General features: G+C 35.5%; 24 protein-coding genes. 5 read left to right on the top strand and 19 right to left on the bottom strand.

The annotated features are described in order from the left end of the window. Nucleotides 1–68: 68 nt before the first annotated feature. The 13 genes from rplT to FFM65_RS04635 all read right to left on the bottom strand — a co-directional run bounded on the left by rplT (nucleotide 69) and on the right by FFM65_RS04635 (nucleotide 14,471). Nucleotides 69–425, bottom strand: coding sequence for a 50S ribosomal protein L20 (gene rplT, locus FFM65_RS04695; RefSeq protein ID WP_010019355.1), 357 nt, complete (start codon nucleotides 423–425; stop codon nucleotides 69–71). A 35-nt stretch (nucleotides 426–460) separates the two neighbouring features. Then, nucleotides 461–658: a 50S ribosomal protein L35 gene (gene rpmI, locus FFM65_RS04690; protein WP_057815472.1), complete on the bottom strand. Its 198-nt coding sequence runs from the start codon at nucleotides 656–658 to the stop codon at nucleotides 461–463. 14 nt (nucleotides 659–672) lie between these two features. After that, nucleotides 673–1,206 carry a translation initiation factor IF-3 gene (infC, locus tag FFM65_RS04685; protein WP_029606492.1) on the bottom strand — a complete coding sequence of 178 codons (534 nt, stop codon included), beginning with the start codon at nucleotides 1,204–1,206 and terminating at the stop codon, nucleotides 673–675. A gap of 263 nt (nucleotides 1,207–1,469) precedes the next feature. Further along, a complete protein-coding gene (locus tag FFM65_RS04680) occupies nucleotides 1,470–2,456 on the bottom strand; it encodes a zinc-binding dehydrogenase (RefSeq protein WP_119317890.1) in 987 nt (328 codons plus the stop codon). 57 nt (nucleotides 2,457–2,513) lie between these two features. Beyond that, nucleotides 2,514–4,481: a threonine--tRNA ligase gene (gene thrS / locus FFM65_RS04675; RefSeq protein ID WP_119317889.1), complete on the bottom strand. Its 1,968-nt coding sequence runs from the start codon at nucleotides 4,479–4,481 to the stop codon at nucleotides 2,514–2,516. 301 nt (nucleotides 4,482–4,782) lie between these two features. Next, nucleotides 4,783–5,691, bottom strand: a complete 909-nt coding sequence (gene dnaI / locus FFM65_RS04670) for a primosomal protein DnaI (protein ID WP_119317888.1) — start codon at nucleotides 5,689–5,691, stop codon at nucleotides 4,783–4,785. Nucleotide 5,692: 1 nt separating this feature from the next. Beyond that, nucleotides 5,693–7,048 carry a DnaD domain protein gene (locus FFM65_RS04665; protein WP_119317887.1) on the bottom strand — a complete coding sequence of 452 codons (1,356 nt, stop codon included), beginning with the start codon at nucleotides 7,046–7,048 and terminating at the stop codon, nucleotides 5,693–5,695. An 11-nt stretch (nucleotides 7,049–7,059) separates the two neighbouring features. Next, nucleotides 7,060–7,533: a transcriptional regulator NrdR gene (gene nrdR / locus FFM65_RS04660; protein WP_057815490.1), complete on the bottom strand. Its 474-nt coding sequence runs from the start codon at nucleotides 7,531–7,533 to the stop codon at nucleotides 7,060–7,062. A 21-nt stretch (nucleotides 7,534–7,554) separates the two neighbouring features. Then, nucleotides 7,555–8,148: a dephospho-CoA kinase gene (coaE, locus tag FFM65_RS04655; protein ID WP_119317886.1), complete on the bottom strand. Its 594-nt coding sequence runs from the start codon at nucleotides 8,146–8,148 to the stop codon at nucleotides 7,555–7,557. Further along, nucleotides 8,145–8,972: a DNA-formamidopyrimidine glycosylase gene (mutM, locus tag FFM65_RS04650; protein ID WP_119317885.1), complete on the bottom strand. Its 828-nt coding sequence runs from the start codon at nucleotides 8,970–8,972 to the stop codon at nucleotides 8,145–8,147. The genes coaE and mutM overlap by 4 nt, the downstream gene beginning before the upstream one ends. Nucleotides 8,973–8,980: 8 nt before the next feature. Then, a complete protein-coding gene (polA, locus tag FFM65_RS04645) occupies nucleotides 8,981–11,638 on the bottom strand; it encodes a DNA polymerase I (RefSeq protein WP_119317884.1) in 2,658 nt (885 codons plus the stop codon). Nucleotides 11,639–11,753: 115 nt separating this feature from the next. After that, complete coding sequence (locus FFM65_RS04640; RefSeq protein ID WP_119317993.1) at nucleotides 11,754–13,157, bottom strand: MFS transporter; 1,404 nt, start codon at nucleotides 13,155–13,157, stop codon at nucleotides 11,754–11,756. A 114-nt stretch (nucleotides 13,158–13,271) separates the two neighbouring features. Next, the gene (locus tag FFM65_RS04635) at nucleotides 13,272–14,471 is read right to left on the bottom strand and encodes a metal-dependent hydrolase family protein (protein WP_119317883.1); all 1,200 of its coding nucleotides are present in this window, start codon (nucleotides 14,469–14,471) and stop codon (nucleotides 13,272–13,274) included. A 190-nt stretch (nucleotides 14,472–14,661) separates the two neighbouring features. Here FFM65_RS04635 and FFM65_RS04630 point away from each other — a divergent pair, with 190 nt between their 5' ends. Continuing rightward, complete coding sequence (locus FFM65_RS04630; protein ID WP_119317882.1) at nucleotides 14,662–15,852, top strand: hypothetical protein; 1,191 nt, start codon at nucleotides 14,662–14,664, stop codon at nucleotides 15,850–15,852. A gap of 42 nt (nucleotides 15,853–15,894) precedes the next feature. On the opposite strand, the gene murC is transcribed toward FFM65_RS04630, so the two are convergent. The 3 genes from murC to FFM65_RS04615 are packed head-to-tail and all read right to left on the bottom strand — an operon-like array spanning nucleotide 15,895 to nucleotide 18,221. Beyond that, nucleotides 15,895–17,226 (bottom strand): UDP-N-acetylmuramate--L-alanine ligase, encoded by a 1,332-nt coding sequence (gene murC / locus FFM65_RS04625; protein ID WP_119317881.1) that lies wholly within the window; start codon nucleotides 17,224–17,226, stop codon nucleotides 15,895–15,897. A 13-nt stretch (nucleotides 17,227–17,239) separates the two neighbouring features. Then, nucleotides 17,240–17,872 (bottom strand): YtpR family tRNA-binding protein, encoded by a 633-nt coding sequence (gene ytpR / locus FFM65_RS04620; RefSeq protein ID WP_119317880.1) that lies wholly within the window; start codon nucleotides 17,870–17,872, stop codon nucleotides 17,240–17,242. 22 nt (nucleotides 17,873–17,894) lie between these two features. Then, complete coding sequence (locus FFM65_RS04615) at nucleotides 17,895–18,221, bottom strand: thioredoxin family protein (protein ID WP_119317879.1); 327 nt, start codon at nucleotides 18,219–18,221, stop codon at nucleotides 17,895–17,897. 123 nt (nucleotides 18,222–18,344) lie between these two features. Here FFM65_RS04615 and FFM65_RS04610 point away from each other — a divergent pair, with 123 nt between their 5' ends. After that, a complete protein-coding gene (locus FFM65_RS04610) occupies nucleotides 18,345–18,659 on the top strand; it encodes a hypothetical protein (RefSeq protein WP_010019335.1) in 315 nt (104 codons plus the stop codon). A 22-nt stretch (nucleotides 18,660–18,681) separates the two neighbouring features. Here the strand turns inward: FFM65_RS04610 and trmB are convergent, their stop codons facing one another. Genes trmB through FFM65_RS04595 form a run of 3 tightly spaced genes read right to left on the bottom strand, consistent with a single transcriptional unit; the run spans nucleotide 18,682 to nucleotide 21,289 of the window. After that, nucleotides 18,682–19,323 carry a tRNA (guanosine(46)-N7)-methyltransferase TrmB gene (gene trmB / locus FFM65_RS04605; protein WP_119317878.1) on the bottom strand — a complete coding sequence of 214 codons (642 nt, stop codon included), beginning with the start codon at nucleotides 19,321–19,323 and terminating at the stop codon, nucleotides 18,682–18,684. A 14-nt stretch (nucleotides 19,324–19,337) separates the two neighbouring features. Beyond that, nucleotides 19,338–20,555, bottom strand: a complete 1,218-nt coding sequence (locus FFM65_RS04600) for an ABC transporter permease (protein WP_119317877.1) — start codon at nucleotides 20,553–20,555, stop codon at nucleotides 19,338–19,340. Next, nucleotides 20,555–21,289 carry an ABC transporter ATP-binding protein gene (locus FFM65_RS04595; protein WP_119317876.1) on the bottom strand — a complete coding sequence of 245 codons (735 nt, stop codon included), beginning with the start codon at nucleotides 21,287–21,289 and terminating at the stop codon, nucleotides 20,555–20,557. Before FFM65_RS04595 ends, FFM65_RS04600 begins: the two co-directional genes overlap by 1 nt. Before the next feature lie 90 nt (nucleotides 21,290–21,379). Here FFM65_RS04595 and FFM65_RS04590 point away from each other — a divergent pair, with 90 nt between their 5' ends. The 3 genes from FFM65_RS04590 (at nucleotide 21,380) to FFM65_RS04580 (ending at nucleotide 23,110) form a co-directional block, all read left to right on the top strand. Next, nucleotides 21,380–21,808, top strand: coding sequence for an HIT family protein (locus FFM65_RS04590; protein ID WP_010019331.1), 429 nt, complete (start codon nucleotides 21,380–21,382; stop codon nucleotides 21,806–21,808). A gap of 2 nt (nucleotides 21,809–21,810) precedes the next feature. Then, nucleotides 21,811–22,104 (top strand): hypothetical protein, encoded by a 294-nt coding sequence (locus FFM65_RS04585; protein ID WP_119317875.1) that lies wholly within the window; start codon nucleotides 21,811–21,813, stop codon nucleotides 22,102–22,104. A gap of 106 nt (nucleotides 22,105–22,210) precedes the next feature. Further along, a complete protein-coding gene (locus tag FFM65_RS04580) occupies nucleotides 22,211–23,110 on the top strand; it encodes a peptidylprolyl isomerase PrsA (protein WP_119317874.1) in 900 nt (299 codons plus the stop codon). Nucleotides 23,111–23,134: the final 24 nt, after the last annotated feature.

Raw genomic sequence — 23,134 nt, 5'->3', positions numbered from 1 at the left:
AATTTAATCCTCGTCTTCGAATTAGTAAAAAAACGTAATTTGGGGTTATCCAAATTACGTTTTTAAAATTAAGCTAAAGCTTTCTTAGCTGTATCTACTAAACTTGTAAATGCTTTTGGATCTTCAATAGCAATTTGGGCCAACATCTTACGGTTAATGTCAACGTTAGCTAATTTCAAACCATGCATTAATTTGCTGTAACTGATTTCGTTCATTCTTGCAGCGGCATTGATTCTAGCAATCCATAACTTACGGAAGTCGCGCTTAACTTGGCGACGATCACGGAATGCATAACGGTATGAAACCATGATTTGAGTATGAGCTGCTTTAAAAGTGATATGTTTTGAACCACGATATCCCTTAGCTAATTTTAAAACTTTCTTACGACGTTTGCGAGTTACTGTTCCACCTTTTACACGTGGCATAATGACTCCTCCTTTTGATTATAAAGAATAAATAATTAGTATGTTGCGAGCATGCGTTTCATACGTTTCAAATCACTTGAGCCTACCATACCTGGCTTAGCCAATTGACGACGTTGCTTCTTAGTCTTACCGTGGAAACGGTGACTTGTATATGCATGGCTTCTCTTCCAACCACCATTAGCAGTGATCTTGAATCTTTTTGCTGATGCGCGGTGTGTCTTTTGTTTAGGCATTGAAAATCCCTCCACTATTTCTTCTTTTTGTTATCTTTTGAGTTAATTGGATCAAGCATTAAGAACATACTACGACCGTCCATTTTTGGCTTAGTTGTTACTGTAGCAACATCCTTAGTCTTATCAGCGACGCGGTCCAAGACTTCCTTACCTATCTCTTTATGAGTAATTGCTCTACCCTTAAAGCGAAGAGAAACTTTGACCTTATCACCCTTAGCCAAAAACTTACGAGCATTATTAAGCTTTGTATTAAAGTCGTTTTCTTCAATAGTTGGGCTTAAACGTACTTCCTTAAGACTAACAGTTTTTTGTTTTTTACGTGCTTCACGATCTTTCTTTTGTAGATCGAACTTATATTTACCATAATCCATAATTCTGGCAACAGGTGGTTTAGCACCCGGTGACATTAGAACTAGGTCCATATTAGCAGCTTCAGCTAAACGTTGTGCTTCAGCCTTTGGTTTAACACCAACTTGATCCCCATTTTCAGAAATCAATCGTACTTCTTTTGCACGTATTTGATCATTTATTAATAAATCTCTTGCTATGAGTAGTCACCTCCGGAGTAATTTGGCCCACAAAAAAAGCAGGCTGCACAAGCATGCCCACTATATTATTTACGCAATCGTATTAACCTAGAGGCGAATGCATAGGTGAGAAGCGGGCGCTTCTGCTTAATCTCAACAGTTATTAACTATACCATAATAATGCCAAGTGTCAATATAACTTGTCAAAATAATATAATTAATTCGTTTTCAACCTTTCTAATTTAACATAATTCTTCATTCTTTACAATCAAGTTAGCTCGAAACTAATCCAAAACCGCTACGATTTTTCCTTCAGTTTGATGATTTTTGATCAATTGTAATCCATTTGGAATTTCTTCAAAACGGATTTGTTTAGTTATCAATGGATCAACGATTCCTTCGGATACTAATTTGACTAATGATTCAGCCATAACCGACAAATCATTGAGTTGATTAACGCTGCCACCGTTATGAGCTCCCCCTAAATTGACGCTTAATACACTTTGACCTTTAGCAGTTAAATCATAATTGGACAAATCTGGTGTATTCAAAATATCCACAACTGCCCCATTATATGCTAATCTCGACAAATCTTTTTGAGCCTCAATACCACCGACCAAATTGATAATCAAATCTACTCCGACGCCATTAGTTATCTTATTGATTTCCTCGGAAGTATTTTGCTTTTTATAATCAATAACAAAGTCAGCACCAATCTTCTTGGCAAAGCTAACCTTCTTAGTCGAAACAGTTGTAATTACCGTTAAACCTAAATATTTAGCCAATTGAACGGCAATACTACCTACTCCACCAGCACCGGCATGAATCAGGACATTTTGTTTACCAGTCAAATTCATTTTTCTAAACAGTGCAGCGTATGCTGTTAATCCTGAGCAAAGAATTGCCGCTGCCGATTGATAGGAAACATTATCTGGGATCCTAGCTACGACATTGTATTTAGCTTTAGCATATTCAGCATAAACGCCATCTTTATTTAAATCGCTGTGAAAGAATACTCTTTGACCAATTTTAAAGTTCTTAGGATTGTCATTTCCTACCGAAACAATTTCTCCAGCAGCATCTAAGCCTAAAACATGTGGATCATTCCAACTAAGTGGATGACTTTCAATTAATTTGTAATCGACTGGATTTAATCCAACCGCTTTTACCTTGATTAAAATTTCGTCACTATTAATAGTAGGTTTATTTACTTGAATAATTTTTGCATCGGCTATCTGGGTTTTATCTTGAGCAATTGTTAAAGCTTTCATTTTTCCTCCAAAAAAAAATGTAAATCCACAATGTGAATTTACATTTTGCTTTATTAATTAGTCTTTGTCTGATTTGTCAGTAACATCTTTACGACTGTAGTTAGCAATATCAGCAACTACTGAACTGACGAACATCTTGGCATTTTCTGAAGCTGAATCATCTTCACCATATTTTCTTACTGAAACTGTGGCGTTCTTAGATTCTTCATCACCAATAACAACTGTATATGGAATCTTCATTGTTTGAGCATCACGGATCTTGTAGCCCATCTTTTCATCACGGTCATCAAGTTCAGCACGGATATTCTTAGCACGTAATTCTGAAAGAACTTCGTTAGCGTAGTCTGCATGAAGTTTGTTGTTAACAGGAATGATACGTACTTGTGTTGGAGCTAACCATGTTGGGAAGGCACCCTTGTAAATTTCAATTAGGTAAGCAATAAATCTTTCCATAGTTGAAACGATACCACGGTGAATCATAACTGGTCTGTGGTCTTGTCCATCAGCACCAACATATGTTAGTTGGAACTTCTCTGGTTGCATGAAGTCTAGTTGGATAGTTGATAGTGTTTCTTCGTTTCCAAGAGCTGTCTTTGTTTGAACATCAAGTTTTGGACCGTAGAAAGCAGCTTCACCTTCAGCTTCATAGTACTTCAAGCCAAGGTCATCCATAGCAGCTTTAAGCATTGATTGTGATCTATTCCACATCTCATCATCATCGAAGTACTTTTCAGTATTAGCTGGATCACGATAACTTAGACGGAATGTGTAATCTGTAATGTCGAAGTCTTTGTAAACTTCAACCATCAATTGTAGTGTACGTTTGAATTCTTCTTGAATTTGGTCAAGAGCAACGAATGTGTGACCATCATTTAGAGTCATTTCACGAACACGTTGTAGTCCTGATAAAGCACCTGATTTTTCATATCTGTGCATCATACCAAGTTCAGCGATACGAAGTGGAAGATCTCTGTATGAACGGTTGTGGTGCTTGTAAATTTGAATATGTGAAGGACAGTTCATAGGACGTAGTTCAAGCATTTCGCCATCACCCATGTCCATTGGTGGGAACATATCTTCACGGTAGTGTGCCCAGTGACCTGAAGTCTTATAAGCATTCAAGTTCATAAGGATTGGTGTGTAAACGTGTTGGTAACCCCAAGCAACTTCTTTGTCGATGATGTATCTTTCGATAACACGACGAATTGTTGCACCATTTGGCATCCAGTATGGAAGACCGGCACCAACTTCTGGGTCAACGAAGAACAAATCAAGATCACGACCGATTGTTCTGTGGTCACGTTCTTTAATTTCAGCACGACGCTTGAGGTCAGCTTTTAGTCCATCTTCTTTATAGAAGGCTGTACCATAAATTCTTTGTAGCATTGGATTACTTGACTTACCTTGCCAATAAGCACCAGCAACTGAAAGTAATTCGAAATGCTTCAAAGCCTTAAGATTTGCAAGTACAGCATCGTAACCAAAGTCAACAAAATCATCTAATTTGTAAACAGGAATTTGAACTGAGTCAATTGCATTGATCAATGATGACTTGTATGGATCATCCTTGAACATATCAGCAAGATCTTTCTTGTCCATCATTGATCTTTCAATCTTGTCATTGTCTTTGATGATCTTGTTCATCAAAGCAGTAATCTTTGGTAATTCATCAACACTGATTTGGCCATCAGCACTATCAGTATCTACGAAGAAACCATCATCATTTGTGTGCTTTTCACCGAAGTGAAGATCTTTCTTGAAACTCTTAGCAGCAGCACTGAATACCAATGCAGCAGTATTTCTCAATACTTTTTGTGCATCTTCTTTATCTTCTGCTGAGATAATTTCGATTTTACCATCTTGTTTCAATGGACGTTCTAGGTCTACTAGGACATCATTGATTTTACCGGCAACAGCTTTTTTACCTAGAGATGTGCTGATTGATTTAGCAACGTCTAGGGTTGTTGTGCCTTCGTCAAACTCCTTAACTGAATCATCTGGGAATGTTAACTTGATTTTTGACATAGACTATTTCCTCCTAAGTATTAGATAACAAAAAAATACGTCCCTGAAGTATATCCATATCAATCGATATGTGCATACTTCAGGGACGTATTTTCTACGCGGTTCCACCCACTTTAAAACTGTACAACAAATAACAGTTTTCTCTCATTTGGTTATAAAGTAACCGACCATTATACAGTTTTGCGTGAAAGTGGTAACTCCAGTAATGGGTAAGCTTCCAGTAATCGTACCCTCCCTGAATTAGAACCGAAGTGTTATCTTTCATGGCTTTATTGAAACATTTATTTTTCAGAAATGCAAGTTATTTTTCAAATCTTCTGTTAGGACCAGTTACGATCACTTCCCTAGAAAGGTATCTAACCCGCTCCATAATACGCTTTGCTTTGACTGGTTCTTCTTCGCCACGTTGATTGATAGCAAGGTGCTTTTCCAATTCTTTCATTGAGAAATTGGAAGAGAAAAAGGTTGGTAAGTTTTCCTGCATACGATATTGCAAGATAACTCCTAAAACTTCATCCCTGATCCAACTAGACATTGAGTCTGCCCCAATATCATCTAACATCAAAATTTCAGCACCTTTGATTTTGTTAACTTTAGCTAAGACACTGTTCGTACCGATTGAATTTTTCATTTCAACTGCAAAGGTTGGAAAATGCATCATCGTCGTATGAATATCATTTTTAAACAGTTCATTAGCAATTGCACCCAACAAATACGTTTTACCAACACCAAAATCTCCTGCTAGGTATAATCCAGGCACAAAATTTTTTTGATTCAAATAATTGTCAATAAAGTCTAGAGCTTTTCCTAATGCATCTTGGCGACCACTGCCACCATAGTCATCCAATTTAGCTCTCCTAATATCAGATGGCATATCCATCAAGACAAAACCTGTTTCGTATTGATCCCGTTTTTCCTTGTTTTGAGTTTTTTCATTAGGATAATAAGCCACTTCAATATTGTGGTTATTAACGATCAATTTAGGATAATAGCCTTTAGATAATTCGCTGGCATGATTCTTATTATTATAAAATTCATAAATACTAGCAGCACTCGTAGAAAGAGCATTGGGATTGATTGAATCACTGTTTTCTTTGAGAAATTTCTGCACGTCCGGATCTTTCAGTGCACCATTAAGTAAACGGCGATAATCCTCCGTTAAATTTTTTGAATTTAAATATTCTGCCAGTCTATTTCCTAAATTTTCCATGTTATTTATCCTTATTTCTTAATCGTTTTAATCTATTTTGCAATTGCTTGCCATTATCCCCTTGCTTATCTGAAGGAATATTTGCCTTAACTTTAGACCAATCAGTTGCTTGTTCAACTTTACGATTTTTGTTATTGTAACGTCTTTTACCACGCGGACGATTTTGAAAGTCTGTGATTCGTTGCAATGCTTGTTCTGGTGTTTTAACGCCATTTTGACGCCAATCATTAGCCACTGTTTCCAAAAATGGTGTCGATAAAACTGATGCACTTTGTAAAATATAATAAACCATAATATTTATAACAGAAGATGGCAAATATGCTTTCATCGCCATATCTCGTAAAGCATTAGCTTCAACTTTACCAACAAAGCCACCACTCTTTTGCTTTTGTGCAGCCAAAAAGTCTGCTGGAGTTAATTTCTTAGCCTGTTGCAAAATCAATTGATCCGAACGATTAAAGTTGTGCGTGTCATCGTCTTCAGGCTCATTTGTTTCTGGTTGTCGACGTACAGATATGTTGGCATTTTTCTCAAATCGATCTTGGATAGATTTTTTTAAACGATCAGGATCAATTTTATTATTGACGATATCACAAGTTTTACCAATAAATTCAATAATCGTCATTTCATCGATACCATAAAAAGCATGCAAATTAATAATCAAATCTTGATTTTCCAATAAATTATCTGGACTGATCTTGAATGATTGTTGGATTCGATCGGAAATTAGTTCCCAATCAAGCGGTTGGATATCATTTTCATTCAAAACTGGTTTTTGCGTTTTAGCCGTCTTTGAAAATTCACTACGGATATTCTCTACATCAGTAGGCGTATTGATCAAATCATCATTATTCAATTTGAAAACTTCTAAAAAGTCCTTAGTAATCTCATCAGAATTTTGCAGAATCCGTTCTGAATGACTGTACTTATTAGCTAACAAACGATATTTTTTATCACCGATTTGTTCATACAAAAAGATACTTAACAAATCATCTTTAAAAAAATCATCTGGTAATAAGGGTTCAAACAGTTGATAGACGTAGTAAGGTCCTAATTCATCTTTTTTTCTAAAAGTACGGATCAATCCTAAAGCTTCACACTTAATACGCGCTTCATAAAATCTTTTCAAGTCAATGCTCAATAAACTCAATAGTTCTGCATGTGGTTTACGTTGCGTGATCAATTCCTTATTAGGTAATTTTTCCCACAACAAAAGATACAGACTGAATGCTTCTGTACCTAAAATTGGCAAATATAAATCCGTTAAAATGTGACGATCCTCATCATTGAGACGTCCGCTAGGTAGGCACCAATATCCCACTAAGGGTGTAAAACTATCGGTTGAATTATTAGACACAAGCCCACCTCTTACTTCTTATCAATATTTTTTCCGTTCGCCATCATTTCTTGAACTTCTTTCATGAAACTGTTCATATCTTTAAACTCACGATAAACACTAGCAAAACGAATATAAGTGACATCGTCAACTTTGGCTAAAATTTTCATGACATGTTCACCAATCAATTGTGAGCGTACTTCACTCTCACCCGTTGATCTAATTTCATTTTCAACTTTATCGACAATTCCATTCATTTGATCCATAGTAACTGGACGTTTTTCGGCTGCGCGGACGATTCCTCGCAATAATTTTTCCCGACTAAATTCTTCACGATTACCATTTTTCTTAATTACTAATAATGGAGCCTTCTCAAGTCTTTCAAATGTTGTAAATCTAGTGCCGCAAAATTCACATTCACGACGTCTTCTAATAGCACGTCCCTCATCGCTAGGACGACTGTCGATTACTTTTGATGAATCATGATGACAATGTGGACAAATCAAAATTCTAACCTCTTTTCCAAATTAAAGCTGCGATATCAGCTTATCGAACTCATCAGCTAAATGCGTCAAATCACCCGAATTATCAATTACAAAATCAGCTCGATCTCGTTTTTCTGACATCGACATTTGTGAATTGATACGATCTAGAGCAACTTCTCTAGTTAAATTATTTCTATTCATTAAACGTTTTAGCTGTACTTCTTCACTAACGTAAATAGTTATTATACCGTCAAAATACTGCTGATATCCACCCTCAAACAACAAAGGAATCTCAAAAATAGAAAGAGTATTTTCATCTGATGCTTTAGTATCAGCAATTATTTTTAAAATTCTCTTTTTGATCAAAGGTCTAGTAATATTATTCAACTTTTTCAATTGTTCGCTATCTGAAAAAACAATCTCAGCCAATTTTTTTCGATTTAATGTCTGATCAGCATTTAAGACTTCCTGACCAAATTCTTCAGCTATTTGTTTTAAGCCTACGCTTCCGACTTCAACGACTTGGCGTGCAATTTGATCAGCATCATAAACCTTACAACCATATGTTTTAAAAAAATCTAAGATAGTTGATTTTCCGGCAGCAATTCCACCAGTTAATCCATATATTTTACTCATTTGATTATTTGACACTTTGGACAAAAATGCGTACCACGACCGCCAACTTTAATCTTCTCGATTTTTGTTCCGCATCTTGGACAAGGTGTTCCCTCTTTACCATAAACTTTCAAGCTATTTTGCATATTACCTTTGTGACCATTGGCATCGATGTATGAACGAACCGTTGAACCTCCAGCTTGAATAGCTTGTCTCATCTCTTCGTTAGACGCCTCAATTATTCTTTGAATATCCTCATCAGTTAAATGATTGGCAGGTGTCTCAGGATGGATTTTTACCTTCCAAAGAACTTCATCAACATAAATATTACCCAAGCCACTCATTACTGATTGATCCAATAAAACGGTCTTAACGTCTTTACGATGACGTATAATTCTAGGCTTCAAATTTTCAAAAGTAAAGTCTTTTGACAAAGGCTCTGGTCCAAGCTTTTGAATCGACTTATTATTGCTTAAATCGTCAGTATTCCAAAGCTGCATCCGACCAAATTTTCGAACATCATTATAAATCATCTTTTGTCCATTATCTAATGTAAAAATGGCATGAGAATGCTTATCGATTGCCCTCGGGTCATTAGAAATCTTATAACGACCTTCCATTCGTAAATGACTGATAATTGTATAACCATTATCCAAATGAATCAACAGAAATTTGGCTCGACGTCCAACATCAGTGATTGTCGCTCCAGTTACAAATTCAATAAATTGGTCAACATTCCCAGTAATCAATTTCGGATAACGAATTTCAACATGAGTTATCTTTTTACCTTTGACTTGAGAAATCAATCCTCGTCTGACTGTTTCTACTTCTGGCATTTCTGGCATTTTATCACCTATTTCGCTTCATACCAAGTTTTGCCATGGGCAGTTTCCACTTTCAAAGGAACATCGAGTTTAACTGCTGAATCCATTACACTTGGCACTAATTTTTCAAGAGTTGCAATTTCTGATTTTGGTGCTTCGAAAATCATTTCATCGTGTACCTGTAACAATAAATTAGCTTGGAGATTTTCCTTCTCTAGCATCTTTTGCATGTTGATCATCGCCACTTTGATGATATCAGCAGCACTACCTTGAATCGGTGTATTCATCGCTGTTCTTTGAGCAAAGTTTCTAATATTAAAATTACGAGAATGAATATCTGGCAAATAACGACGACGATGCATGATTGTTTCTACATAGCCATTTTCACGAGCATATTTAACAATATCATCCATGTACTTTTTAACACCAGGATATTGTTCAAAATACGAAGCAATAAACTCTGCCGCTTTTTTACGACTAATGCCGATATTTTGTGACAAGCCGTAATCACTGATTCCATAAACGATACCAAAATTAGTAGCTTTAGCCTGGCGACGCATATTAGGTGTTACTTCATCGGTACTATCAAGTCCAAAAATCCTCATAGCCGTGTGAGCATGAATATCATAATCTTCATTAAAAGCTTCTTGCATGTGTTCGTCACCAGAAATATGTGCTAAGACACGCAACTCAACTTGTGAATAATCGGCTGAAAAGATTTCCCAGTCTTCATGCTGTGGTACAAAGGCTTTTCTAATTTGTTTTCCTTCATCGATTCGAATAGGGATATTTTGCAAATTAGGTTCAATTGATGATAAACGTCCCGTTTGGGTCAAAGTCTGCAAGTAAATAGTATGAATCTTATTATCTGGTTGAACAAATTTTTGCAAACCAACGACGTATGTCGATTGAATCTTAGAGATTTGACGATAATCGAGCACTTTTTGAACTACTGGAGATTTATCTTTTAATTTTTCCAAAACATCGACTGAAGTTGAATAGCCAGTCTTCGTCTTTTTAATAACTGGTAATTTCAAATCTTCAAATAAGACAACCCCTAACTGCTTAGGAGAATTGATGTTGAATTCCTTGCCAGCTTCTTGATAAATTTCTTGTTCGATCTTGGCCAAACGAGTAGCAAAGGTATTCTCCATCTCTTTTAGTCTTGAGACTTCAACCGTAATACCTTTAATTTCCATTTCTGCCAAAACGATTGACAATGGTAATTCAATCTCATCATATAAACTATCTTGATCATTGTCTTTTAATTCAGACATCATTTTGTCTTTTAAAGAATTAATTACTTGAGCTTTTTGAGCCAAGAAGTTCAACAAGACTTTATCATCTTCTGGAACAGCCTTTTTAACACCTTTACCATAAAATTCTTCTTCAGAAGGCAAATTAATATCATAATTTTTGGCAACTAGACCAATATCTTGTTTATTGTCATTAGTATCTAACAAATAGGCTACTAGCAACATATCAAAAGTAACGCCACTTAATTTACAGCCATAGCGAGTCAATTGAGCAATAGTTGCTTTATTATCAAATAAGTATTTTTCTTTAGAACTATCGGCTAACCAATCCTTCAATTGAGCATTCTCTAAGATTGAAAAGTCAGTCGTACCATAATAATTTTCGCCATCAGAGATCAATAGACCAATAATTGGTGATGTATGATAATTTTCACCAAAGCCTTCTACGATCAAGGTATGAACTTTATCGCTATTAACAATTTTTTCAACTGCTGCATCATTTAATTCCAAAACCTTAATATCAGCCAACTTCTCAGCTGTGTCTTCTTGAGGAATGTCCATTCTACTCAAAAAGGTCTTGAAATTCATTTTTTGATAAAATTGCATCAATTGTTCCTGATTATCACCACGATATTCAAGATCTGCCAATTGCAATTCAACTGGTGCTTCTAAACCAATCGTAGCCAACTTCTTACTCAAGAAAGCTTTGTCTTTATCATTGATCAAATGTTCTTTTAACTTGCTCTTTTTCATCTCATCAACGTGTTCATAAATACCTTCAACACTGCCATATTGATTGAGCAACTTGATAGCAGTCTTTTCACCGACTTTTTCTACACCTGGATAATGATCAGAGTTATCGCCCATTAGCCCCTTCATATCAATGATTTGTTTAGGTGTGATGCCTAATTTTTCTTGAACGTGTTCAGGAGTATAGCTTTCTGTTTCAGTTACCCCTTTGACATTGACTTTAACGGTTACTTTATCAGTAGCTAACTGCGTCAAATCACGATCACCAGTAATAATCGTCACGTCCATGCCGTCTAATTCAGCTTTGTGCGACATAGTTCCGATGATATCGTCAGCTTCATAGTCAGGTAACTCATAAGTCTTAATACCACGATAATTCAACATTTCCTGAATCAAAGGAAGTTGTTCCATTAACTCTTGAGGAGTTTTAGCTCGAGTTCCTTTGTATTCTTCAAACATCTTAGTTCTAAAAGTTGTTTTACCAGCATCGAAAGCCACCAAGGCATGAGTTGGCTTTTCATCCTTTAGAATTAATTCCAACATGTTATTAAAGGCGTACAAAGCATTTGTATGGATACCCTCGCCATTAACAAATTTATCTAAAACATTGTGCATCGCAAAGAATGCTCGAAATGAGACACTGTTTCCATCTATTAAAAGTAATTTTTTATTTTTTGACATATATTCTCCAATAAAACCGAAATTAACTATCTCTATTTTAACAAATACGGAGTTGTTGTAACAGTTTACGACCAACTAAAAAAGTCCTGTTTCAATTTCACAGGACTTTGATTAATTAATCTTCTTTTTCATAACGATAATAAACGTAGATCACTGATACCAAAACGCACAACGATAACACTGTTAACAAGATGAAATCTATTTTTGTTCCTAAAACAGTATTTAGTACTTCATTTTTAGTACCACTAGTTAATGCCACTGCCGAAATAACAACTGATAACACATTCGTACCAAGAGAACCAGCGTACTGTTGCATCATACTAAACAAAGAATTTTGATCAGATTTTTTACGTCCTTGCACTTGCATACTTCCGTCAGATAATGATGGTCCAAAGCCAAAATTAAAGCCTAATCTAACTACAATATAAATTAAAGTTATGCTCAACAACGTTAATTTCTCGCTCTGGAACCAAAACAATAATGAGCCACTCGTCAAAAGAATTCCACTGATCATCAGAGGAAAAGTAGCGCCTTTTTTGTCATATAGATGACCAGCAATAGGACCCACAACTGCCCCCATAAGCGAGCCTGGCAGAAGCATCAATCCAGCTTGAGCAGAATCTAATTTTAATGCTGTTTGAGCAAAAATTGGCAAAACAAACGATAATCCGATATTGATGAATTGCAAACTAAAATAACCAAACAATCTCAATCTTAAAACTGGCAATTTTAGAATTGAAAAATCAATCAATTGTCGCTGACTCTTTTGATTATAGCGAGCAAAGATGGCGATAATAATTGCTGAAATAATTACCCACAGTAAGAATCGACTTGATAACCAGCCGTGGCTGCCAGCTTGATCAAAAGTAAATAAAATAGCTGAAAAAATAATAGCCAAACCAACAACACTCAAGTAATCAAAAGAAATTCCTTCTGTACCATAAGCTTTGCCACGAATCGTAAACCAGCCGATAACAAATAAAATAATAATCAACGGTAAAACACCAACAAAGATTTCTCTCCAAGTCCATAAACGATTAATGATACCACCGTAAGTTGGACCAAGTGCAGGAGCTAACGAAATAACAACTCCTGCCAAACCAGTGTAAAGGCCTAATTTTGTAGGTGGAATTTCTTCAAAAATCAAATTAAACATTAACGGTGTCGACAATCCAGTTGCCACGGCTTGAAGTAATCTACCAGCCATTAAAATTGGAAAACTAGGTGCCATAAAACAAACTAGTGAACCGACTAGACAAAGCGTTGCCGCAAAAATAAAAATTTTCAAAGGATTAAACTTTTTTAAAACGTAAGCCGTCGTACTCATAACAATCGTTGTTAACAGCAAATAACCAGTTGTTAACCATTGAACTGTTCCCAAAGAAACATTCAATTCTTTTGTCAAAGTTGGGAAAGTAACATTCATTGAAGTTTCAATCAAAATACCAGTAAATGATAGTAAACCAACCGCCAAGATGGACAACTTTACTCTTGTTGATACAGAATTTTTCAAATCAATACCTCTCTTCAAACCGTAAAAAAAGCCATGACAATCTGCTCTGTCATAGCTTTTTTGGTTTATTTATGTTGTTTATTATAAACAAACAAAGATATTATTTCTAGAGAAATGGATTTATTTTACTAAAACGCCCTTTTTATAAACATCTTTATCAACTTGTTGAACCGCCTTAACATCGGCTAATGGATCATGATCAAGTACTAGAAAATCAGCAATTTTACCTTCTTGAATGGAACCATACTTATCATCGATTCTTAACAAATGAGCACTATTTTTAGTAGCAGCTAATAAGACTTCGGCATTGCTGGCTCCAACTTTAGTTAATAATTCCAATTCTTTTGGTGTATCAGCAAAACGATTAAATGGGGTTCCTGCATCGGTACCAAAAGCCAATTTGACGCCCGCCTTATTGACGACTTTCATACGAGCATAAAATTTATCCAAAAATCCTCTAGCTTTATCAACCATGTATGATGGCAACTTACCTTCACCATAAGTTGGAATGGTGTAACTTGCAATGACAGTCGGAGTTAGATAAATTCCTTTTTCTTTGATCAAGTCAATATCATCGTCAGAAATCAAACAACCATGTTCTACTGAATCGACACCGGCAATAATGGCGTTGTGAATCCCTTGCGTACCTTCAGCGTGTGCAGCAACGGTCATATGCTTTGTATGAGCCTCAGCGACGGCGGTCTTCAATTCATCGACTGAAAATTCAGTATCATCGATTTGATCAGTTGCAGACATGACACCACCAGTTGCCATAACTTTAATGTTTTTTGCTCCTAATTTAAATTGACGACGAACCGCATGACGCATCTCATCAGATGAATCGACTAAATGACCCCACGTAGTTTCTCCATCAATGCCTTCGGTAAAGTCAGCGTGTCCACCGGTGATACACATTGGACGTCCTGAAGGTACGATCTCGGTGCCACCAAGTTGACCTTCTTCTTGCAAACGACGCAATTTAATATCCACATCAAAGGCACAGCCACAATCTCTAACGTAAGTTACACCAGCTTTTAAAGCTTCTTTTAAGTTATTCAAAGCTGTAAAAGTAACTTCAGCTTCGGACAGGTATTCCAATTTATTAGTAATTGGATTCATCATCAAGTGAAAGTGAGAGTTGATCAAACCAGGCATGACATACTTGCCTTTTAAATCAACGACTTTCTCGCAGTCTGGCGCATCTTTAAAACCTAATTTAACAATTTCTCCAGACTCGCTATCAACAATAAACCAAGCATTTTTTTGAATTTCTGGTTTCAAACCATCAAATAAATCAAAATTTTTATATAAAGTTTGCATAATCATATGCCTCCTGAACTTTATTGCCTTGAGTTTATGTTCCATGATTTTAATTGTCAAAATAATCAATTTATTTTATCCATAATTGTACTTTTTGTAATATAAGTAGTTTTTTAATTGATTTATTAGTCAAAAGAACATAAATTTTGCGGTAAGAATTTAAATAAAAATTCTTGCAGGAGGAAATAATATGACCTATTTACTTTCATTTACCATAATTATGGTTTTCTTATTGATTGGTGAATGGGTATCAGCTGCCACAAAAGCTTTTGTTCCTTCGATTTTTATTACAGCCGTACTCTTTACCATCGGCTACTGGACGATTCTTCCAAAAAATGTTGTTCCACAAGCCTCTTATACCACTCAATTCGTTGGCGTTGCCATGTCATTGCTATTGGTTCAAATGGGGACATTGATGAATTTAAAGGAATTATTCAAGCAATGGAAAGCTGTCTGCATCGCTTTACTTGGCGTCGTTGGAACCTTAGCTTTGACTTTGACCATTGGTTCATTGTTTTTCAATTGGAAAACAGTTGTAGCTGCCGTTCCTCCATTAACAGGCGGTATTGTTGCCGCATTATTGATGACTAACGGTTTAAAGGCTGCTGGCATAACTACCTTAGTAGCTTTGCCAGTTTCAATGTTCATCATGCATTCAATGATCGGCTATCCTTTAACTTCAGTCCTTTTACGAAAAGAAGGTCTTCGATTAACTAAAATCTATCGAAAACAAAAAGATGATTCAAACTCTGAAGCTGTCAAAATCGTTCAGCAACACCAATCTTCAGAAAAACGACAAAAATTATTAATTAATTTGCCCACTAGATATCAAAGTCCAATTTTCATTATCGCTAGAGTCGCGTTGATAGCACTTTTAGCAAATTGGGTTGGGGTCTTAACTCACAATGTCATCAACGCTAATGTAATTTGTCTAGTTTTTGGTGTCATCGCTCATCAAGTGGGATTCTTGGAAACTGACGCTTTAAATAAGGCCAAAGTTTTCAATTGGCTGATGTATGGCTTACTAGCCTATATCTTTTCACAATTAAGCCTAACTACTCCACAAATTATCGGAAAAATCATTTTACAAATAGTTATTTTAATTCTATTAGGGATTTTGGGAATGTTCATTGCTTCATTTATTTTGGCTAAACCTTTTGGAATGAGCCGTGAAATGGCCTTTGCTTGCTCATTAACTGCACTTTTTGGCTTCCCAGCTGATTTCATTTTGACTACAGAAGTTTGCCACACGGTTGCTAAAGATCCTGATGAAGAAGCATATTTAACTGAAAAAATTCTTCCAAAAATGTTAGTTGGTGGCTTTGCGACAGTATCCGTTGCCTCAGTTATCATCGCCTCGGTATTCTTAAAATTACTCTAAAAAAAATCCTCCAATTCAAATTTTTGAATTGAAGGATTTTTATTATTGTTGATTAGGATTTAAAGTACTTAGCAATTGTTCATAAGCTGTTTCATACTTTTGAACATCACCGGCACCCATGAATATCATTACTGTATTGTGATATTCCAATAATGGTGACATGTCATCAAGTGTTAGAACATTACCACCCTTATGAATCTTGTTACCGAGATCTTTACTTGTAATATCACCATGTGCTTCACGAATTGAGCCAAAGATATTAGTCAAGTAAACTTCATCTGCCAAATCGAGTGATTTAGCAAAATCATCCATCAAGGCCAAAGTTCTTGTATAAGTATGTGGTTGGAAGACCGCAATGATCTTCTTATCTGGATACTTTTGTCTAGCAGCATCAATAGTTGCTTTGATTTCTTGTGGATGGTGAGCGTAGTCATCAATGATAACTTGGTCAGCAACTTTCTTTTCGCTGAAACGTCTCTTAACTCCACTGAAAGTTTGTAATTCACGGTTAATCAAAGAGTGGTCAAGATTTTCCATATGACCAACACCAATAACGGCTAATGAATTCAAGACATTGTGTTCACCAAATAGTGGAACTTGGAAGTTACCAATGTTTTCACCATTGATAGAAACATCAAATGATGAACCTTTAACGGTACGTTTGATGTTTGTAGCACGAATGTAATCTGATTCATCCAAACCATAAGTGTAAATTGGTGTATCAGCCTTGATTGATTTGGCGTGCTTGTCTTCACCCCAAATGAAAATACCCTTCTTAGTTTTTCTTGCTTCAGATTCAAAAGCATCAACAACATCGTTGATACCACCAAAGAAATAATCTGGGTGGTCAAAATCGATGTTAGTGATAATTAAGTAATCTGGTGAGTAAGCTAAGAAATGACGACGATATTCGTCAGCTTCGAAAACAAAGAACTTAGCATCTTTGATTCCTTTACCAGTACCGTCACCGATTAAGTAAGAAGTCTTAGCAATACCACTTAAAGTATGTGCTAATAAACCAGTAGTACTTGTCTTACCATGAGAACCGGCAATACCGATGGAAGTATATTCTGAAACTAATTTACCAACTAATTCTGGATATGTAATTACTGGTAAATGCATATCATTAGCTTTTTTAATTTCTACTTGATCATCGTTAAAAGCGTTTCCCTTAACTATTGTCAAACCTTCATGAATGTTCTTTTCATCAAAAGGCAAAATCTTGATTCCTGCTTGTTCAAGACCACGTTGAGTAAATGTATATTTATCAATATCTGATCCTTGAACTTCATATCCGAGGTCTTTAAGAATAAGTGCCAACGCACTCATTCCTGTTCCTTTAATTCCAACAAAATGATAGACTGTATTTTCCATAATAGCTCCTAATCTAATCGAACAAATTCTTTGCTGCTTCAAAATCAAATGCTTGTCCGGCTTTACCTTCATCAAGCACTAAAATTCCACGTTTTTGTGGTGCATTAGGAATACCCAATTCTCGAGCAGAACAAATCATTCCAAAACTATCTACACCACGTAATTCACCAGGCCAGATTTCGGCACCAGTAGGCATTACAGCACCAGGCAAAGCAACAACGACTAATTGTCCTTGATCAATGTTTGGTGCACCACAAACGATTTGAACCGGCTTATCGAAACCGACGTCAGTTTGAGTAATGTGCAAATGGTCTGAATCAGGATGTTCTTTGATTGCATCAACATGTCCAATTACAAACTTTGGACTATTGTCAGCTTCCAACTTATCAGAAAAACCTGCTTGTTCAAGAGCGTCGTTTAAGACTGCCACTTGTTGTTCATCGAGAAAGACTTGACCGGATTCATTTTGAATTCCAAGTTTTTCTCCGAGACCAAAGAAATTAAAACCAATTGCTTGGTCATTTTCTTCGTTAAAAATTCGTACTACATTATCTTTTTGAGTAGTGTCTTGAGTTGCAACATCTTCTTGTGTTTCAACAATCAAAACATCCCCTAAAACATCTGGATTATAAAAGCTTAATAGCAAGTTTTTTCCCTCACTTGATTAATTATTTGTTAACTACACTGTTAATAAAGGTCTCAACTTCTTCTTTAGTTTTTCGATCTTTATTTACTAGTCTACCAATTTCTTTGCCATTTTCAATAATAACAAAGCTAGGAATGCCCATAATTCCTAATTCTTGAGCAATTTCCATGTTATTATCACGGTTGAAACTGATCCAATTAAAATCTGAGTACTCTTTTTCTAGTTCTGGAAGCTTTGGTTCGATAAATTTGCAATCTGGGCACCAGTCAGCGTGGAAAAATAAGATATGCTTACCTTCCTTAGTTACTTCGTGCCAATCTTTTACACCATAGTCTTCAAATGTTTTCATGTTATTCACCTCATAAATAAGATACTTTTTATTTGTTAAACGGTCAATTAAGTGCTCTTGAGCCCGAGAATGATATATAATAGTGGTAATATATCAGTAAATCGAAATCAAGGAGTGATTTTTATGAGTAAAAAAGGTATCGGTTCATTAATCGTTGCTGGTACTGTATTGGCCGCCGGAGCAGCCGCAACAGTCTTAGTAAAACACCATCTAGATAGCGAAAAAATTATTGACAAAGTTAAGTCCGTTTTGGGCGAAGATAGTAAAGTCATCGGTTCATGGGTCGAACCATTCTACCAAAGAGTAGATGTTAATGGTCGTGCTACTTGGGGAATCGTTGGTGGCGTAACCACAATGGATGACTTCGATGTTGCCCAATATCACTTCATCGCTGATGCTTTAACCGGCGAATTGCTTAACATTAAAAAAGTACAATAAATTAAATTAATAAAACCAAATTTTAGAAATGGGCTTTCAGGTAATTGATCCTGAAGCCTTTTTTTGAGAACTTTTCTTCATATTCAGTTTCAATATTATTTTGATTGAGTGCTTCATCATTATGAAGATCTAATGAAATCTCATCAAATTTCATACCATAGTTATTCATACTGATCAAAGAATACTCGAACAAACCTTGATTATCAGTCTTGAAACGCAAATTACCATCGTCTTTTAAAATATATTGATATTGTTTCAAAAATGACTTATAAGTTAATCGACGTTTTTCATGACGAGTCTTTGGCCATGGATCAGAGAAATTCAAGTAAACTCCTGATATTTCATCTTCAGCAAAGTATTCTGATAGATCAGCACCATTAGCTAGCAACAATTGCAAGTTGGGTAATTTTAACTCAACTTGCTTTTTTAGTAGCAAAGCAATCGCACCTTCTTGAACTTCCATCCCAATATAATTATTTTGAGGATTTTGCTTAGCCAACTCGGTAATGAATCTTCCTTTACCAGAACCTACTTCAATAAACAAAGGTTGTTCTTTTTCAAAACGAGATTGCCATTTGCCAGGCATATTTTCTGGCTGAATGGAAATTAGGTCTAAGTTGTCATTGATCATATCCTTAGCCCAAGGTTTGTTTCTTAAACGCATAAATAATTACTCCATTAATCTAAATATTTTTTTAATTGTCTTGGCATGTAGAAATAGTTGACGAAGAACAAGACTGCTAACCCAGCCACGATGATAATCAAACTATTGATACTGAACCCAAACTTATATAATACTGCTAATGCACTGATAATCCACTGAATTAATAAAATAAACGTACTCAATTTAGTAAAATCATTGATTTTAGTCTTACCACTAATAGGATAAAGGCGTTGCATTAGATTTTGCATAACTTCTTTAAAGTAAGGTTTCAATTGGAACCCAACTAGATAAATAAATAACATTTCTACTACTAACGAGATATAGAAACTATCAATCAAGGCCAACATAATAGCTTGAATAATCGTCAAACGCAAAAATAGTCCAATATACTCATTATTTCTGACAAACCCTCTTGCAAACAAGTACAAATAAGTATTGCCACTGACTGGTTTAATCGACTTATATAAACCATCTAGCCACTTGCGACGCTTAATTTTGCTATTAACGCCAGGTACGTCAGTAAACAAGTTGTAGAAACGTTTGATACGAAACATTCTTTGATTCTCAGTTTCAATTGCATATTTCCATTGTAATTGTCCACTAGTCTCAAGTGTCTTAGTACGAGCGTTTAAATAAAGATAAAAGATCACTCCTACAATAATCATCAACCAACTGAAAAAATAGGTCGAAATTATTAGCGATACTAACAGTACTAAATTAGAAATCAAACGCATACTAGTATTGCCAAATTTAGCTTGACCGTACAATTCCATCAAATTAACGTTCAAAAATCCTAATTTATAAATAATTAAACCAATCGCCACTACGACAATATCTATTATTTTCATTCCACCTGCTCGAGAAGCAAATGCTGACAATAAGAAATTGACCAATATTAAAGTTACGATTGGCACAAAAACACTGTAATTTTTTGCTGCTTTAAAGTATTTATAAAATTCTTTTTCTTTAACTAGCAAGAAAGTACTATCTGGGTCTTCCAACAAGGTAGCAATGCCACCCACTTGAACTGCCAAAAATAGCAAAAGAATTACGATCGGCTTTCCCAGAATAATTGGTCCACTGATAGTTCCTAATAAATTAGAATACCAAAAACCTAAAGCTCCTATCAAAACAATAAACGCCAATACAAAATTATCGTTAAAAATCAATCTGAGATATTTGAATTGATTAAGTTGATGTCTTCTTAATCTTTCATTCCAAAGTTTTAACATTAGAGATCCTCATTTGACATCTTGAGATAAATATCATCAAGATTGGAGTCTTCTTGCATGTTGAACTTTGCCTTTAATTGATCCAAGGTACCATCGGCACGCACTTGTCCGTGATTGATCAAAACAAATTTATCGGCATGGTTTTGCACGGTAGCTAACACGTGAGTTGACATCAAAACTGAGCACCCTGCTTTTTTCTTTGCTTCAACAATATTCAACAAATCATTGACTGCCAACGGATCTAGTCCAGTAAATGGCTCGTCAATGATAAACAAACTAGCGTCGGTCATAAAGGCGCAGACGATCATAACCTTTTGTTTCATACCTTTTGAGAAATTCTGTGGGAACCAATCCAATTTGTTGTCCAAGCGAAAAGTTTTTAATAATTTATTCGCATTTTCCCACGTTTTATCTCGATCAAGATCATAAGCCATAATTGTTAAATCAATATGTTCCCTTAATGTCAATTCAGGATAAAGGATTGGCATTTCTGGCACATAAGCAATCTTTTTACGATACTTTTCCACATCGTCATGCAGACTAATGCCATCAATCAAGATTTGTCCACCACGTGGATTCAACAAACCGATGATATGTTTGATAGTTGTTGATTTACCAGCACCATTCAAACCAATCAAGCCAACAACTTGACCACTTTCAACGGTGAAGGTTTCTTTTTTCAATACTGATACTTGACCGTACCCTCCGGTCAGTTCTTTTACTTCTAAAGTCATGGATTAAACCACCTGTTATCTGTTTTTAATATGTGTATTATGATAGCATTATAGTAAATCTAATGCTGTTTTTTGAAAGGAGATTTTTACATGGATGATTGCGTCTTTTGCAAAATAATTAACGGAGATATTCCTAGTACAACGATCTACGAGGATGATGATATCAAGGCTTTCTTTGACATTTCTCAAGTAACACCTGGTCACACACTCGTAGTTCCTAAAAAACATGTCAAAGACATTTTTGCCTATGACGAAGATTTGGCAGAACGTGTTTTCAAGAAAATTCCTATGATTGCTCGTGCCATCAAGGCTTCTAACCCTAAGATCATTGGGATGAACATTTGCCAAAATAATGGTGAGATTGCTTATCAAAGCGTTATGCACTCACACATCCATTTGGTACCTCGTTATTCTAAAGATGATGACTTTTCAATGCATTGGGGAGACAACACTGGTTTAGCAAGTAACGAAGAACTCCAAAAACGTGCTGACAATATCAAACAACACTTGGAGGCCTAAGAATGAAATTCTCTACAGGATTTGTGATTGGAACTGTTTCAGGAATTGCTCTTGGACTATTTCAATCAAAAGATGCCACACCTAGTGTTAATGATACCAAGATATTTAAGAATATAAAAGATTTTAAAGATATATTAGCTGATTTGCAGAAAAACGCTGCTGTGGTACCAGAAGTAATTTCTGGAATTCAAAAAGACATCACTGACTACTCTACTAGCATCAAGCCTGATGTAGACGAATTGCAAAGTTCGATTGCCGAAATGAAAGCAAATCTGGCTAGTTTCAAGCAAAATTAGCCTAAATTATGAATTTTTTGTGATTTTTTCAATAAATGACAAACTATTCCTGAAGTTTTATGGTAGTCTTTTCAATTGTAGACATATTAATTAAGGATGTGTAAAGATGAATAAACGTTTAACTAAATGGATCTTAGCTATTGCTGGTCTATTTATGATAACAGTTGTTGCTGGATGTTCTGGTAACAAGACTGTTGCTACTCTTAAGGGTGGAAGAATTACCCAAGAAGAATACTACAAGGAAATGAAGAGTTCTTCATCAGGTAAACAAACCCTCCAAACTATGATCATCACTAAAGCTCTTGAAGATCAATATGGTAAGGATGTTTCCACAAAACAAGTTAACAAAGAATACAACAAGTACAAGAGTCAATATGGTTCATCATTCAGCTCAATTCTTCAACAAAACGGTATGACAACTGCCCAATTCAAGAAGAATATCCGTACTAACCTTCTTACAAAAGTTGCTTTGAAGAAGAATAAGAAAGTTACAAACAAGGATCTTAAGAAAGAATGGAAGAGTTACCAACCTAAGATTCAAGTTGCTCAAATCCTAGTAAGTAAGAAAGCTACTGCTGAAGAAGTTATTACAAAACTTCAAAACGGCGAAGACTTCTCAAAACTTGCTAAAGAATACTCAACTGATTCAGCTACAAAGAACAAAGGTGGTAAGTTAGCTGCCTTCGATAACGATAGTACAAGTGTTGATACTGACTTTAAGACAGCCGCATACAAGCTAGATAAAGTTGGCGATTACACAGATACACCAGTTAAGACAAGTTATGGTTACAGTGTTATCAAACTTCTTAAGAAACCTGCTAAGGGTAAGATGAGTGATCACACTGCTGAACTTAAATCTAAGCTATATGCTTCATGGCTACAAGATTCAACTGTTATGCAAAAGGTTGTTTCAAAAGTCTTGAAGAAGGCTGATGTTTCTATTAAAGATAGTGACTTGAAGGATGTTCTTTCAGGATATGTTTCATCATCATCTTCTAAGAAATAATAAATAATAAAAATGACGTTGAAT

Source organism: Companilactobacillus formosensis (assembly GCF_005405305.1).
Lineage (GTDB): Bacteria > Bacillota > Bacilli > Lactobacillales > Lactobacillaceae > Companilactobacillus > Companilactobacillus formosensis.
The sequence above is the reverse complement of the archived record's forward strand: the minus strand, read 5'-3'. Positions and strand labels throughout refer to the sequence as shown.

Coding starts and splice junctions, on each gene's coding strand:
- rplT (WP_010019355.1), bottom strand. CDS start 425: ATGCCACGTGTAAAAGGTGGAACAGTAACTCGCAAACGTCGTAAGAAA.
- rpmI (WP_057815472.1), bottom strand. CDS start 658: ATGCCTAAACAAAAGACACACCGCGCATCAGCAAAAAGATTCAAGATC.
- FFM65_RS04680 (WP_119317890.1), bottom strand. CDS start 2,456: ATGAAAGCTTTAACAATTGCTCAAGATAAAACCCAGATAGCCGATGCA.
- thrS (WP_119317889.1), bottom strand. CDS start 4,481: ATGTCAAAAATCAAGTTAACATTCCCAGATGATTCAGTTAAGGAGTTT.
- dnaI (WP_119317888.1), bottom strand. CDS start 5,691: ATGGAAAATTTAGGAAATAGACTGGCAGAATATTTAAATTCAAAAAAT.
- coaE (WP_119317886.1), bottom strand. CDS start 8,148: ATGAGTAAAATATATGGATTAACTGGTGGAATTGCTGCCGGAAAATCA.
- mutM (WP_119317885.1), bottom strand. CDS start 8,972: ATGCCAGAAATGCCAGAAGTAGAAACAGTCAGACGAGGATTGATTTCT.
- polA (WP_119317884.1), bottom strand. CDS start 11,638: ATGTCAAAAAATAAAAAATTACTTTTAATAGATGGAAACAGTGTCTCA.
- FFM65_RS04635 (WP_119317883.1), bottom strand. CDS start 14,471: ATGCAAACTTTATATAAAAATTTTGATTTATTTGATGGTTTGAAACCA.
- FFM65_RS04630 (WP_119317882.1), top strand. CDS start 14,662: ATGACCTATTTACTTTCATTTACCATAATTATGGTTTTCTTATTGATT.
- murC (WP_119317881.1), bottom strand. CDS start 17,226: ATGGAAAATACAGTCTATCATTTTGTTGGAATTAAAGGAACAGGAATG.
- FFM65_RS04615 (WP_119317879.1), bottom strand. CDS start 18,221: ATGAAAACATTTGAAGACTATGGTGTAAAAGATTGGCACGAAGTAACT.
- FFM65_RS04610 (WP_010019335.1), top strand. CDS start 18,345: ATGAGTAAAAAAGGTATCGGTTCATTAATCGTTGCTGGTACTGTATTG.
- trmB (WP_119317878.1), bottom strand. CDS start 19,323: ATGCGTTTAAGAAACAAACCTTGGGCTAAGGATATGATCAATGACAAC.
- FFM65_RS04600 (WP_119317877.1), bottom strand. CDS start 20,555: ATGTTAAAACTTTGGAATGAAAGATTAAGAAGACATCAACTTAATCAA.
- FFM65_RS04595 (WP_119317876.1), bottom strand. CDS start 21,289: ATGACTTTAGAAGTAAAAGAACTGACCGGAGGGTACGGTCAAGTATCA.
- FFM65_RS04590 (WP_010019331.1), top strand. CDS start 21,380: ATGGATGATTGCGTCTTTTGCAAAATAATTAACGGAGATATTCCTAGT.
- FFM65_RS04585 (WP_119317875.1), top strand. CDS start 21,811: ATGAAATTCTCTACAGGATTTGTGATTGGAACTGTTTCAGGAATTGCT.
- FFM65_RS04580 (WP_119317874.1), top strand. CDS start 22,211: ATGAATAAACGTTTAACTAAATGGATCTTAGCTATTGCTGGTCTATTT.